We start from the raw sequence: 12,405 nt of genomic DNA, 5'->3' as shown, positions 1-12,405 counted from the left end.
GCATCTATATAGATGCACTTGCATCGATCGTCAAGCTTGATGCAATTGCATCTATCGCCTACGATGCAATCATGACCGGGATTCCTTCAGCTCCAGCCATCAAGGCCTGGGCTCGCCTGATGCGGGTTTCGCGCCAGTTGTTGGAAAGAGCCGAGGACGCGCTGAAGGACAGTGGCCTGCCGCCGCTTGCCTGGTACGACATCCTGCACGAGCTTGCCGAGGCGGGCGAGGGCGGATTGCGGCCGTTCCAACTCACCGAGCGCACCCTGTTTGCGCAGTACAACATCTCCCGGCTGCTGGCGCGGCTCGAAGCCGACGGGCAGGTCGAGAAGCTTCCAGTTGCCGATGACGGCCGCGGGCAAACAGTCCGCGTCACAGACAAGGGACGCGAGACGCGCCGCCGCATGTGGGCTGTCTACGGCCGGTCGATCGCGGAGTTGGTCGGCTCCCGGCTTTCCAATGTTGAACTGGACGCGCTGTCAGCTCTGCTTGGGCGCCTGCGAGATCCGCCCGCCCTGGAGTGACACGCCTTCATGACGAAGATGGCGACCGATTGGCGAGGTCAGGCACTGCCCAAGAGGAATGCCAACGTCGCCAGAACGCCAAGCCCGACGCGGACCAGATGCAGATTGCCCCATTTGGCGATCAATGTCCGAGCTTCAGGATTGACGGAGTTCGCGTCCATCGCCTCCAGCAACCTGTTTGCCGGCATCATCACCAGCAGCGTCCATGGCCAAGGCAGGATGATCAGCACGGCGCCGGCCAGATAAGCGAGATTGCCAGTCAGCCACCACGCGACGAGGCCAAGAAAACAGGCGATGACGGCAATCGAGGCCTGCATGGCGGCGCCGCGCTTGTAGGAAGGCTGCCATTCCTGCAGCAATGCTTTGTCCTCGAGGCGAAGCCGCGCCGGCTGTTCGGCGACGCTGACGTAGATAGCCGCACCCGCGAACACTGCGGTAACGGTCAACGCAAGCAATCCGGCGAGCATGATCAGTGTCTCCCGTGATGCCCCGCATGGAGCAAGCTACAGAAATAAAGGCTTGCGTCGGGTCGGGCAATACGCCATAAAGCCGAACCGTAACGTACGGTACGCATCGAGCTCGTATCTGAACTGCGGTGAGTTTGCCTCCTGAGGAAAAACTGTGTTGCACGCTGTGACCGACATCGAAACCAGCGAGGCGCTGACGGAGCGGCAGAAGGACGTGCTCGACGCCGCCCTTCGCCTGCTGGTCGAAGAGGGCGATCAGTTGACCATGACCGCCGTGGCGCGGCGGGCGAGCTGCTCGAAGGAGACGCTCTACAAATGGTTCGGCGATCGCGACGGGCTGTTGACGGCAACGGTACAATGGCAGGCGTCCAAGGTGCGGGTAGTGCCGGTCGACCGCAAGGGGCTCGACCTCCCTTCGCTGACGGCGAGCCTCGAACGCTTCGCTTCGGACTGGCTCAAGGTAATTTCGAGCGACACCTCGATCGCGCTGAACAGGGTGGCGGTCGGCCATGCTAGTTCGGGGAAGGACGATCTCGGCGCCATCGTGCTGGAGAACGGCCGCTTCGCACTGGCCCGGCGCCTTAAACCGGTGCTGGAGGCAGGCAAGGAAGCTGGTTTCCTCGAGTTTTCCGACGCGGAGACGGCGTTCCGCACCTTTTTCGGGCTGGTCGCCCGCGACGTGCAGATCCGCCTGCTGCTTGGCGACCGGCTGGAATTGACTGATGCGGCGATCGGCGGCGATGCCGTCCGGGCGACGCAGCAGTTTCTCGCTCTTTACGGGGCAAAAACCGGGCCGCAAGGCCTCTGAATTCAAAACGGGAAGGAACAAAAATGCGTGTCTATTACGATCGCGATGCCGATCTCAACCTGATCAAGGGCAAGAAGGTCGCCATCATCGGCTATGGCAGCCAGGGCAGGGCGCATGCGCTCAACCTTAAGGATTCCGGCGTCAAGGACATCGCCATCGGCCTCAAGGCCGGCTCGGCGACCGCCAAGAAGGTCGAGGCCGACGGGCTCAAGGTGATGAGCGTAGCCGATGCCGCCAAGTGGGCCGACCTGATGATGATGGCCACGCCGGACGAGCTGCAGGCCGACATCTACAAATCCGAGATCGCGCCGAACATCCGCGATGGCGCAGCGATCGCCTTTGCCCACGGCCTCAACGTGCATTTTGGCCTGATCGAGCCCAAAGCTTCGGTTGACGTCGTGATGATCGCGCCGAAGGGGCCTGGCCATACGGTGCGCGGCGAATACCAGAAGGGCGGTGGTGTGCCGTGCCTGGTCGCGGTCAACCAGGACGCTTCGGGCAATGCGCTCGACCTGGCGCTCTCCTATGCCTGCGGCGTTGGCGGCGGCCGCTCGGGTATTATCGAGACCAATTTCCGCGAGGAGTGCGAGACCGACCTGTTCGGCGAGCAGGTGGTGCTGTGCGGCGGCCTAGTCGAATTGATCCGCGCCGGCTTCGAGACACTGGTGGAAGCCGGCTACGCGCCGGAAATGGCCTATTTCGAGTGCCTGCACGAGGTCAAATTGATCGTCGACCTGATCTATGAAGGCGGCATTGCCAACATGAACTACTCGATCTCGAACACCGCCGAATGGGGCGAATATGTCTCGGGCCCGCGCATCATCACCGCCGAGACCAAGGCCGAGATGAAGCGCGTGCTGAAGGATATCCAGACCGGCAAGTTCACCTCGGAATGGATGCAGGAATACCGCGCCGGCATGTCGCGCTTCAAGGGCATCCGCCGCAACAACGACAGCCACCAGATCGAGGAAGTCGGCGCCAAGCTGCGCGCGATGATGCCGTGGATTTCGAAGAACAAGCTGGTTGACAAGGCCAAGAACTGAAGGACATCCACGTTCGTTTCGTTACCCGTCCTCGGGCTTCGCCCTGCGGGCGCGTGGGAATTTCCATGAACAAGCTGGTCGACAAGGCCAAGAACTGATCGCAATTTCATTGCCGATCAAGAAAGGCCGGCGGAGCGATCCGCCGGCCTTTTCGCATCAAGATCGTGTGGTTTCCAGGCTTCTGGACAGGCGCACTATCCTCATCACCGTGATATGCCTGTGCGGGGCATGGCACAAAAGTGCCAAGGGGGTGAGAGTTGGAACTCAAATTTCTGTTGATCGGGTTTGCCTGCGCGGTTGCCGGCATGCTCTCCCTCGTCACCTTGCTGAAATGGTGGGAGGTTAGGGCGGTCAGCCGCTGGTCTCCGACGCCGGGAAAAATCATCTCGTCGCGGGTCGAGGCCCGCGAGGTGACCAGTTCGGGATCCGGTTCGGACAGCAGAGGGTCGACCGAAATCCGCAACTTCCCGGCAATCACCTTCGAATACAAGGTGAACGGCAAGACATTTCGCAGTTCGCACTACAGCGTGCAGGAGAACCTTGGAAACTTTGCAGTGGCGGAAACCCTTGCGAAATTTCCAAACGGGGCCGGCGTAACCGTCTTCTACAATCCGGCCGATCCAGCCAAGGCGGTGATCGAACGCACCATGCCCGACGGCTCCTTCAAGTTCATGGTCCAGCTTTCGGCCGGGCTGGTGGTCGGCGCGCTTGTATTGGTCTTCTCCGTCGGCGGCGTCCTCGAAGCGATCCGGCCGTTTTTGCCCAGGCCGCAGAACCTCGGCGCCGCTGCCCTGCTGCTTTTCATGGGATTGTTTGTCCTGCGCATGGGCTTTGCCCAGAAGTCACTTGCGGAACAGGCGGCCAAATGGCCGATCACGGCAGGACGCATCGATGCTTCGGGCCTGCGGAAATTCGAGACCCGCGACAGGTCCGGAGGCGGCTATCGGCCCTGGCGGACAGTCTTCAAATCCCGCGTCGTCTACAGCTATAGCGTCGCCGGCCAGCGCTACGCCGCCGATCGCATCGCGTTCGGCGCAAACGTGACGGCTTCGCTGCCGAGCCTCGTCAGCGGTCGATCGCAGCGCTACCTCCAGGGCGACAAGGTCGAGGTCCACTACGATCCCGACAACCCGGTTGCAGCGGTTCTCGAATGCAGGGTGAGCGGGCTTTGGCTCCTGTGGGTCTGCGCAGTTGGCCTCCTCGGTGGAGCCGCGCTGCTGGTAGGCGTCATCTGAAGCTGCTGTCCTAGGCTGCATATCCAGCGGAAAAAGACGCCTGTCTTCAGCATCTGACAAGAACTCCGCTGTCGAAGCCAGGCCATGTCAATCTCACCGTCGCCCCGTCGACCACAATATGGATGACACGGGAGAACGGCTCTTCGGCCGATGGGTCGGATCCGTAGCATTGGCTGGCCCGAGCCACCCAGCCCGTAGGCGTCTTGAGAAACGATGCGTGTTCGCAGCCGAGAGCAGGGACCGACAGCGCGTCGCGGTACAATGTGTAGACAGTCTGGCGTTGAACATCCGCAACGGCGGTACAGTTCGATCTGTCCCCGGACCATGTGCCCACATAGGGTTCCGTGGCAAAGGCGCTGCCGCACGTAAATGTTAAGATCGAAATGAGCATCAAGAGATTTCGCATCATCGATTCTTTCTTTTCGACGCGGCCTTGGGCCATGCTAAAGCATCGATGCTCAAACTTCACAATGATGCTGCTCCAAGGGACTTAAATGATCATCCGCAAAGCAGCAGCTATTTTTCTGAGCATGCTGAGCCTGTTGCAAGCAGCGAACGCAACAGAATGTTCGCTCAGCCATGCGACCTATCGCGAGCCGCGTTCGGGAGCGACGATACAGTTCCGGCCAACCAACAACGAGCCGGCCGCGCTGACGACCGAGGTCTTTTCGTTGATCGTGCCCAACACCGACATTCGTCTGCCGTCGGACATTACCTGGACCAATGGCAAGTACTCCTTTCCTGTGGGCACGATCCGGCACACCTGCACCGACGACGATCGTGAGGCTGGTCTCGAGGACGGCACCGGGCTGTGCAGAGTGTGGGATGGGCAGGTCTATGCGTTCAATGCAGGCGGTGCCGAGCAGTTGAATTCCCGCGAAGCCTCGCCGGCACCGGCAGGGTTGCTGTTGCCTGACTTCGGCGCGATTTTTACCGAATGGCCCGATTTCGCCAATGCCAATCCCGATGGTTCAGCCTGGGATGCCTTTACCTTGTCGGGTTGCAGCGATGAATAGCAAGAGACTGCCGGCCTGCATCTGCGCCCTGCCGGTCCTTGTTGCCATGGCAACCGGCGCTCGCGCCGACCAAGGCAAGCCGTCGCGTCCGCCTGTCGACAAATGCACCTGGGAACGGCTGGCGGACAGGGATGTCGGGCTGGCTGCCTGGGTGCAGCGTTGCGATTTCGGTCTTCGCCGGATTCATTTCGAGCTTGGCGGCAATGCTCTTGCCATCAAATACAGCGACGGCGGGCCGGCCGATCCTGTCGTCGAAGTCTTCGATATGCTGCCTGGCGAGGCCGCCGATGCTGCGTTGCAGCGCATTTTTACGGAGAAGACCGAGAAAGCCATCAGCACACGTTGCGTGCTCATGCCTTACACCGAAGGGGCGACGCCCGCGCGCATCCTCCGGTATGTTTTCAGTCCCAATGCCGCCTATCGTGAGGAATTGAAGACCGTCGCCAACCCTGACGAGGTCGGCGTACCGCCTTGCGGCGAATGGGGCGAAGCCCCGGACGGCATTCAGTATTTCGAGGTGCAATCACCCGAACTGCGAAAGCTTCTATTCGTTCGCGTCGGCCAGGATGAGCCGCTGTTTGACGAGCAGACACTGCGAGTCCTGCCACCCGGATAGCGCCGGGATCTCAGCCGTAGTGCCAACTGGGCTTTGGTTCGGTACCGGTGAACATCACGCCGATACGATCCTCGCGGCGCCAGCGGACCACGGCCTTGTAGGCAATGCCGTCGGTCGGAACATAGAGCAGGAACTCATCGGGCACGCGCGCGTCGATCGAGACCTTCAATTCGGCGCCGCCGGCGTGCATGTTGCGCAGCGTGCATGTGACCTCGGAATTGCTCACGCCGGTCAGGATCGTCGCGCCCTTCAAGACGCGCTGCCGGTGTTTGTCCCTCTGTTCGTCCTCGGCCATCGCACGCAATCCAGCCATTTTTCGCGTCTCGGGCGTTCTGATCGGGAGGATTATTAGACCTGCCTGATAAAAATAGCGTTATCAGCAGTCGGGACTGGGCGATGTTCGCGGTTCCTGGCTGGAAGAAAAAGGCGCCGCGAAGCACGGCGCCGAATGATGCTTGTTGTCGGCCTGCTTACCTATAGGGCGAGTAGCATTGCTGGCGCGGCCCGTAATAGGGCTGGAAGGTGTTGTCCCAGGCGCGGTACGACCGGTAGCGATTGTAACACCATTGAACATGTGCACTGGAAAGCCGCCCTGCGCGATAATAGCGGCGCGGTGGCGGCGCGTCGTAGTAGTTGTAGCTGTTGTACAGGCTGCCAAGGCCGAGGCCCAGGCCCAAGCCAAGAATCGCGGCACCCGCACCATCATCATAGTAGCCGCCGCGGTAATGGCGGCGATGGTGGCGCCAGCGCCAGCTGTCGTCCCAGCCGCCATTGTCCCAGTGTCTCGAAAAATGACGGCCGCGGAAATTGTGGGACCGCCATCTCCAATCGTCGCCGCCGTGCCATTGCCGAAAGCCGCGATTGCGCCAACGCCAGATCTGCCTGTCATTGCCGCCTGCCCAATCTTCACGAATTTGCACGATGTCGGCAGCGTTGCCCGCCACCGGCAGCAGGGGTTTGGGCATCGGCCCGGCAAGCGACGGGGCCGAGAGGCTGGCGATCAGACCGAGGGCCATCAGCCCGGATCTGACGGAAGATAAAAAGAGCGGTTTCATCGCACTCTCCGAAATTCAGGCCCCACGCCCAGAAACCTCGGGGAAGGGCCTATTGATGGAACTTTCCATCTGAACGGAAGATGAACAAAAAGGTTCCGTCAACCATGGCGAGCGCGCGATCAATCAGAGCCGCCTGGTTTCTGCGCCCTTGTTTTCGGGCGCGCTTGCGGGCAAAGCTCAAAGCCATGTCGCTGCGCCTTGCCACCTTCAACGTCGAAAACCTAATGAACAGGTTTGATTATTCCGGATACCGCAATCAGCTCAACGAAGATCGCACACTGGCGCTTTTCGACATCCAGAGCGAGGCCGAATACAAGATGCTCGAGCAGGCGCGGGCGATCGCGCAGTCCGACGACACGCGCCAGTTGACGGCGCTGGCGATCGCGGCCACCCGCGCCGACATCATCTGCATGCAGGAAGTCGACAATATCGAGGCGCTGAGGGCCTTCGAATATGGCTATCTGTTCAAGATGGTGGGGCAAGGCTACCGGCAGAAATACACCACCGCCGGCAATGATTCGCGCGGCATCGACGTCGCCGTGATGATGCGCAACGAGACCGCGCAGGGCCAGCCAATCGAATTCGTGCGCATGACTAGCTACGCCTATGTCACGTTCGAGCAATTCGGCCTGCACACGGCGGAATTGGCAGCGCTTGGTCACCAGGCCAATGAACGCATCTTCCGACGCGACTGCCTGGAAATCGATCTGACAGTCGCTGGCGCGCCGTTGACGCTGTATCTCGTGCATTTCAAGTCGATGGGCTCGCCCCGTAACGGCCTCGACGGCCGCGAGGCGACAATGCCGCTGCGCATCGCCGAGGCGCAAGCGGTGCGCCGGATCATCGAGGAGCGCTTCGGTAAGGATAATGCCGCCGACAAGCGCTGGGCAATCTGCGGCGACATGAACGACTACCGGCAGCGCGTGAAGATCACTGGCGATGTTTTCGACGGCCATCGCTTCGAGGTGATCGACGAGACCCGGTCCTGCATCGACGTGCTCACTGCCGGCGGTTTTTGCGAAAACACGGTCGAGCGGCGGCCGGAAATGGACCGCTGGACTTTCTATCACACGCGCGGACCGGAAGAGCGGCATCTCTGCCAGCTCGACTACATCCTTTTGTCGAGGGCGCTAGCCAGGCAGAACGCCACCGCCGTTCCCGATATCATCCGTAGCGGGCAGCCTTGGCGCACCATATTTCCGGCGGGCCAGGAGGTCGAGCGCTTCCCACGCGCCGGGTGGGACCGGCCGAAGGCATCCGACCATTGCCCAGTAGCAATTGCCCTCGACATGGTGTGAGACAGGCGTGAGTTTCGATTTGCCGCGCAACGTCATCCTGCCGGTCGATGCCATCGACGTCAGGCTCGATTCCGGCCCGCATCCGTTCGAGCGCGATCATGCCGACGCGATCGCGGCAAACTGGCGGCGTGAGACCGCGGCCAAGCCGGCGCTTTTCGACGGCACCGTGGTGCTGCTTTCCGCTCTCAGCTATCGCGACAATCGCCTAGTCGGCCGTTGCCATGCGGTGCGTTATTCGACCTTCATGCTTTGGCGCAGCAATCGACAGGTGCCTGGCGCCGAACATGCCTACGCGCACGCCATGCTGGTCGCCGGCGACAACGCGTTGGTGGCGATCCGTATGGCACCGCATACGGTCAATGCCGGGCGCGTCTACTTCGCCGCCGGTTCGTTCGAGCCAACCGATTTCCGCGACGGCATTGTTGACGTCGACTTCAACATGATCCGCGAGGTACTGGAGGAAACCGGGCTCGATCTATCAGGTGCGACACGCGGCAGGCGCCATTACGCCCTGTCGACGGCAACCGGCACGGTGATCTTTCGCCGCTACCGCGAGACGGCCTCCGCCGACGACCTCGCACAGCGGATCAGTGCATTCGTCGCCGCCGAATCAGAGCCTGAAATCGAAGGCCCTGTAATCATCCGCAATGCCGCCGATCTGCCGGACGGGCTGATGCCGCATATGAGACCGCTGATCGAATGGCACTTTGCGAGCGAGCAAGGTTTCCAACTCTAACGCCGTAGCCTACCTTCAATAGCCTTGCGGTCGTTGCGGGCGGCAACAAAATACAACAGCACGCCGAGACCCAGGAGCGCCCCCATCGCTGTTCCCATCGTCTGCCCAATTACCTGCTGGAAGTCAGCGGTGACGCGATCGGGATTCTCCATCCCATAAAGGATCAAATTCCACCAAAGCCCTGCCAAGGCGGCTTCGACGATCACAATCGCCAGAGCCAGTCGCGCTTTCTTGCTCATCCATTGTTCCCCCCTTAGTCCCCAACAGCATTGTTATCATTGCAGAATGTGCTGCGACAAGGGCAGGTTGCATAAAAAATTGGCAGCGTCTGGAGGCGACACTTGCTGCAATGCCTATTCATGCCTCAGCGCGTCGATCGGGTTAAGCCGCGCGCCGCGCAGCGCCGGGAAGAAGCCGAACACCATGCCGATCAGCGCGGAAAAGCCGACAGCAAGCAGGATGACCGCCGGGCTTGGCGCAAACGGGATCGTCAGCGTCAGCGAGGCGAGGCCGGCAAGGGCCAGGCCGATCAGGATGCCGATGATGCCGCCAAGCAGCGACAGCACGGTTGCCTCGACCAGGAACTGGATGAGGATGTGCTTTTCGTGGGCGCCGATGGCGAGCCTGATGCCGATCTCGCGCGTGCGCTCGGTTACCGACACCAGCATGATGTTCATAATGCCGATGCCGCCGACGAGCAGGCTGACGCCGGCGACGGCACCGAGCATGCCAGTCATGGTGGTGGTCGCGCTGGCCATGGCATCGGCGATCTGGGTCATGTCGCGGATCGAGAAATCATCGTCGCGGTCGGGCGTGATGCGGCGTGTGTCGCGCAAGATGTCCTCGACGCGCTGCTGCAGCACCGTGGTTGGCGTACGGTCGTCGGCGGCGACATAGATCGAATCGATGTCGCGATTGCCGGCAATGCGACGCTGATAGGCGGCGAGCGGCATCAGCACGACATTGTCCTGGTCCTGGCCGAAACCGGTATAGCCCTTCGGTTCGAGCAAGCCGATGATCTTGCAGGAAGTGCGGTTGACGCGGATGATCTCGCCTTCAGGGTCGCCGGCGCCGAAGAACTGCTGGCGCACCGTCTCACCGATGAGGCAGACGCCGGTGCCCGAGCGGGTTTCCGAATCGCTGAACGGGCGGCCCAAAACCAGCTTCCAGTCGCGGGCATCGAGATAGGCGCTGTCGGTTCCGGTGACGCCCGAGGTCAGGCTTTCGGTGCCGAAAATGACGCGCACCTGCTTTTGCGACGCCGGCGAGATGGCACGCGCGCCGTCCAGATGCGCGACAAGCGCTGCGAGATCTTTGTCGCCCAGCGGTCGGACGACCTGATCGAGCCCTCCAGGTCCGCCAGGCCCGGCCGGACGGCCGGAACGGATGACGAGCAGATTGCTGCCGAGCTTGGAAATGTCGGATTTGACCTTCTCGGTGGTGCCCGAGCCGATGGTCAGCATGGCGATGACGGCGGCGACGCCGATGACGATGCCGAGCAGCGTCAGGAACGAGCGCAGCACGTTGCGGCGGATGGAGCGGAGCGAGAGGCGAACGGTTTCCCAGATCATGGCTAGGCCATCTCGAGATTGGCTGTGTCCAAGGCGACATGGCCATCGAGGAAACGGATCGTGCGCTGCGCATAGCCGGCAACATCGGCTTCGTGCGTGACCATGGCGATAGTCAGCCCGAGCTCGCTGTTCAGCTGCGTCAGGAGTTCCATGATCTCGTGCGTGCGTGCGGTGTCGAGATTGCCGGTCGGCTCGTCGGCAACGAGCAGCGTCGGCCTGGTGACGATGGCGCGGGCGATCGCCACGCGCTGCTGCTGGCCGCCGGACAGCTCGGCTGGCGTATGATGCTCGCGGCCGACAAGGCCGACCTCGGCAAGCGCCTGCATGGCAAGGCCGCGACGCTCGCGGGCACCAACGCCGCGGTAGATCAGCGGCAGTTCGACATTCTCCGCCGCCGTGGTGCGCGGCAAGAGGTTGTAGCCTTGGAAGACGAAGCCGACATAGAGGTTGCGCAGTACGGCGCGGCGATTGCGATCGAGACGGCCGGCGTCGATGCCTTCGAAGCTGTAGGTCCCAGCGGTCGGCGTGTCGAGGCAGCCAATGATGTTCATGGCCGTCGATTTGCCCGAACCGGACGGGCCCATAATGGCGATGAATTCGCCGCGCCTGATGGCGAGGTCGACGCCGGCCAGCGCATGCACCCGGGCTTCGCCCCGGCCATAGCTTTTCCAGACCTTGTCGAAGCCTATGAGGGTGGTCGCGCCCGATGCCACGATCAGCTCCGCTGCTGCGAGGCGGTAATGACTTGCGCGCCTTCCTCCAGGCCGGAGACGATCTCGGTCAGTTCTCCGTCTGTCGAGCCGACCCTGACGTTGACCGGATGCGGCCGCCCATTCTCCAGCACGTAGAGCGTGCGCGAGCCGTCGGTGGGCTTCGCCGCCGCCTGGTGCTGGCGGTTGCCGCCGGGGCGTCCCATGCGGCCGGTGAACAGGTCGGTGAGGCTCCAGCCGCGCTCCGCCGTCTGCGCCGGCCGGTAGCGGAAGGCGATCGATGGCACGGTGAGCACGTTCTTGGCCTGCTTGGTGACGACCGAGACGGTGGCTGTCATGCCGGGCCGCAACAGAAGCTCGCTATTGTCGACGTCGAGCCTTGCATCATAGGTAACGACACCGTCGGTGGTGACCGAGGCATAGGAAATGTCGCGGATTTCGGCGTCGAATGGCCGTTCGGGGAACGCGTCGACGGTGAAGCGCGCATGCTGGCCGGGTTTGACGGCGCCGATATCGGCCTCGTCGACCGCAGCCTTCAATTCCATGTTCTTCAAATCCGCGGCGATGACGAACAGCACCGGCGCCTGCAGCGAGGAGGCGACCGTCTGGCCGGGGTCGACCGAGCGCGTCAGTATGATGCCGTCGATCGGAGCGTAGATGGTACTCTTGGCAAGATCCGTCTGTTGCGCCTTGAGATCGGCATTGGCCATGGCGAGGTTGGCTTTGGCGATATCAAGCGCCGCCTTCGAGCGGTCGCGGGTGGCGGTTGCCGCTTCGAGCGACTGGTCCGTCGCCATGCCGCGCTTGGTCAGTTGCGCCGCGCGCACCAGCGCCTTTTCGTTTTCGGCCAGGGTCACGGTGGCGTCCTCGACGCTCGCCGCCGCTGCCTTGGCGGAGGCCTGGGCGCGCTCGATCTGCACCTCCAGCTTTGCGGTGTCGAGCGCGGCCAGCACATCGCCCTTCTTCACCAGCTGGTTCTCGTTGACCGAAACCGAGCGGACGACGCCGGAGAGTTCGCTGGAAATATCGACCTGGGTGAGAGGCTGCAGCGCGCCGGTAGCCGAAACGGCGACGGTAAGGTCGGCCATGGCGGCCAGTGTCGTGGTATACTCGATCTTGGCGGGCGAGCCCGCATACCACTGGTAGCCGACGACACTCGCGGCGACGGCAAGCAGTGCGAACACTGCGTAACCCCAACCGCGACGGCGTTTTGTCTTCAGGCCCTGGTGGTCGAGCCCGAGCGCCGTCTCGATGGCGGAAGCGGATTCCGTCTTTGGCAGATTGACAATCTGGTCCACGCCGGACCCCTATGTTCAGTGATATCGC

General features: G+C 62.1%; 16 protein-coding genes. 8 read left to right on the top strand and 8 right to left on the bottom strand.

Annotated features, from left to right (window positions below):
• The first annotated feature begins 71 nt into the window (after positions 1-71).
• Positions 72-524, top strand: coding sequence for a MarR family winged helix-turn-helix transcriptional regulator (locus NKH59_RS16495; protein ID WP_353022387.1), 453 nt, complete (start codon positions 72-74; stop codon positions 522-524).
• A gap of 38 nt (positions 525-562) precedes the next feature.
• On the opposite strand, the gene NKH59_RS16490 is transcribed toward NKH59_RS16495, so the two are convergent.
• Positions 563-991: an anthrone oxygenase family protein gene (locus NKH59_RS16490; RefSeq protein ID WP_352539586.1), complete on the bottom strand. Its 429-nt coding sequence runs from the start codon at positions 989-991 to the stop codon at positions 563-565.
• A gap of 154 nt (positions 992-1,145) precedes the next feature.
• Between NKH59_RS16490 and NKH59_RS16485 the strand changes: the two genes are divergently transcribed.
• From NKH59_RS16485 to NKH59_RS16465, 5 genes are all read left to right on the top strand, one after another.
• Positions 1,146-1,799 carry a TetR/AcrR family transcriptional regulator gene (locus tag NKH59_RS16485; protein WP_352539587.1) on the top strand — a complete coding sequence of 218 codons (654 nt, stop codon included), beginning with the start codon at positions 1,146-1,148 and terminating at the stop codon, positions 1,797-1,799.
• A gap of 23 nt (positions 1,800-1,822) precedes the next feature.
• Positions 1,823-2,842, top strand: a complete 1,020-nt coding sequence (ilvC, locus tag NKH59_RS16480) for a ketol-acid reductoisomerase (protein ID WP_023676662.1) — start codon at positions 1,823-1,825, stop codon at positions 2,840-2,842.
• A gap of 257 nt (positions 2,843-3,099) precedes the next feature.
• Positions 3,100-4,077, top strand: coding sequence for a DUF3592 domain-containing protein (locus NKH59_RS16475; RefSeq protein ID WP_352539588.1), 978 nt, complete (start codon positions 3,100-3,102; stop codon positions 4,075-4,077).
• A 494-nt stretch (positions 4,078-4,571) separates the two neighbouring features.
• Positions 4,572-5,093: a hypothetical protein gene (locus tag NKH59_RS16470; protein ID WP_352539589.1), complete on the top strand. Its 522-nt coding sequence runs from the start codon at positions 4,572-4,574 to the stop codon at positions 5,091-5,093.
• Positions 5,086-5,709 (top strand): hypothetical protein, encoded by a 624-nt coding sequence (locus NKH59_RS16465; RefSeq protein ID WP_352539590.1) that lies wholly within the window; start codon positions 5,086-5,088, stop codon positions 5,707-5,709. The genes NKH59_RS16470 and NKH59_RS16465 overlap by 8 nt, the downstream gene beginning before the upstream one ends.
• A 10-nt stretch (positions 5,710-5,719) precedes the next feature.
• On the opposite strand, the gene NKH59_RS16460 is transcribed toward NKH59_RS16465, so the two are convergent.
• From NKH59_RS16460 to NKH59_RS16450, 3 genes are all read right to left on the bottom strand, one after another.
• Positions 5,720-6,004 (bottom strand): PilZ domain-containing protein, encoded by a 285-nt coding sequence (locus NKH59_RS16460; RefSeq protein WP_352470452.1) that lies wholly within the window; start codon positions 6,002-6,004, stop codon positions 5,720-5,722.
• 175 nt (positions 6,005-6,179) lie between these two features.
• The gene (locus NKH59_RS16455; RefSeq protein ID WP_352539591.1) at positions 6,180-6,764 is read right to left on the bottom strand and encodes a BA14K family protein; all 585 of its coding nucleotides are present in this window, start codon (positions 6,762-6,764) and stop codon (positions 6,180-6,182) included.
• Between the two features lie 49 nt (positions 6,765-6,813).
• Entirely contained in the window at positions 6,814-6,951 is a 138-nt protein-coding gene (locus NKH59_RS16450; RefSeq protein WP_352470206.1) for a hypothetical protein, read from the bottom strand.
• Between NKH59_RS16450 and NKH59_RS16445 the strand changes: the two genes are divergently transcribed.
• On the top strand, positions 6,950-8,062 hold the full coding sequence (locus NKH59_RS16445; protein WP_352539592.1) for an endonuclease/exonuclease/phosphatase family protein: 1,113 nt from the start codon (positions 6,950-6,952) through the stop codon (positions 8,060-8,062). The two genes, NKH59_RS16450 and NKH59_RS16445, sit on opposite strands and share 2 nt — an antisense overlap.
• Positions 8,063-8,069: 7 nt before the next feature.
• A complete protein-coding gene (locus NKH59_RS16440) occupies positions 8,070-8,798 on the top strand; it encodes a hypothetical protein (RefSeq protein ID WP_352539593.1) in 729 nt (242 codons plus the stop codon).
• Here NKH59_RS16440 and NKH59_RS16435 read toward each other — a convergent pair.
• The 4 genes from NKH59_RS16435 to NKH59_RS16420 form a co-directional block, all read right to left on the bottom strand.
• On the bottom strand, positions 8,795-9,037 hold the full coding sequence (locus NKH59_RS16435; protein WP_023720771.1) for a hypothetical protein: 243 nt from the start codon (positions 9,035-9,037) through the stop codon (positions 8,795-8,797). The genes NKH59_RS16440 and NKH59_RS16435 overlap by 4 nt on opposite strands.
• Positions 9,038-9,151: 114 nt before the next feature.
• Positions 9,152-10,369, bottom strand: a complete 1,218-nt coding sequence (locus NKH59_RS16430; protein WP_352539594.1) for an ABC transporter permease — start codon at positions 10,367-10,369, stop codon at positions 9,152-9,154.
• A 2-nt stretch (positions 10,370-10,371) separates the two neighbouring features.
• Positions 10,372-11,082, bottom strand: coding sequence for an ABC transporter ATP-binding protein (locus NKH59_RS16425; protein ID WP_352539595.1), 711 nt, complete (start codon positions 11,080-11,082; stop codon positions 10,372-10,374).
• A 2-nt stretch (positions 11,083-11,084) separates the two neighbouring features.
• Positions 11,085-12,377 carry an efflux RND transporter periplasmic adaptor subunit gene (locus NKH59_RS16420; RefSeq protein WP_352539596.1) on the bottom strand — a complete coding sequence of 431 codons (1,293 nt, stop codon included), beginning with the start codon at positions 12,375-12,377 and terminating at the stop codon, positions 11,085-11,087.
• Positions 12,378-12,405 lie beyond the last annotated feature (28 nt).

The organism is Mesorhizobium sp. M0998 (assembly GCF_040318885.1).
Taxonomy (GTDB): domain Bacteria; phylum Pseudomonadota; class Alphaproteobacteria; order Rhizobiales; family Rhizobiaceae; genus Mesorhizobium.
The sequence above is the reverse complement of the archived record's forward strand: the minus strand, read 5'-3'. Positions and strand labels throughout refer to the sequence as shown.

Coding starts and splice junctions, on each gene's coding strand:
- NKH59_RS16435 (WP_023720771.1), bottom strand. CDS start 9,037: ATGAGCAAGAAAGCGCGACTGGCTCTGGCGATTGTGATCGTCGAAGCC.
- NKH59_RS16445 (WP_352539592.1), top strand. CDS start 6,950: ATGTCGCTGCGCCTTGCCACCTTCAACGTCGAAAACCTAATGAACAGG.
- NKH59_RS16455 (WP_352539591.1), bottom strand. CDS start 6,764: ATGAAACCGCTCTTTTTATCTTCCGTCAGATCCGGGCTGATGGCCCTC.
- NKH59_RS16450 (WP_352470206.1), bottom strand. CDS start 6,951: ATGGCTTTGAGCTTTGCCCGCAAGCGCGCCCGAAAACAAGGGCGCAGA.
- ilvC (WP_023676662.1), top strand. CDS start 1,823: ATGCGTGTCTATTACGATCGCGATGCCGATCTCAACCTGATCAAGGGC.
- NKH59_RS16495 (WP_353022387.1), top strand. CDS start 72: ATGACCGGGATTCCTTCAGCTCCAGCCATCAAGGCCTGGGCTCGCCTG.
- NKH59_RS16460 (WP_352470452.1), bottom strand. CDS start 6,004: ATGGCCGAGGACGAACAGAGGGACAAACACCGGCAGCGCGTCTTGAAG.
- NKH59_RS16430 (WP_352539594.1), bottom strand. CDS start 10,369: ATGATCTGGGAAACCGTTCGCCTCTCGCTCCGCTCCATCCGCCGCAAC.
- NKH59_RS16490 (WP_352539586.1), bottom strand. CDS start 991: ATGCTCGCCGGATTGCTTGCGTTGACCGTTACCGCAGTGTTCGCGGGT.
- NKH59_RS16465 (WP_352539590.1), top strand. CDS start 5,086: ATGAATAGCAAGAGACTGCCGGCCTGCATCTGCGCCCTGCCGGTCCTT.
- NKH59_RS16470 (WP_352539589.1), top strand. CDS start 4,572: ATGATCATCCGCAAAGCAGCAGCTATTTTTCTGAGCATGCTGAGCCTG.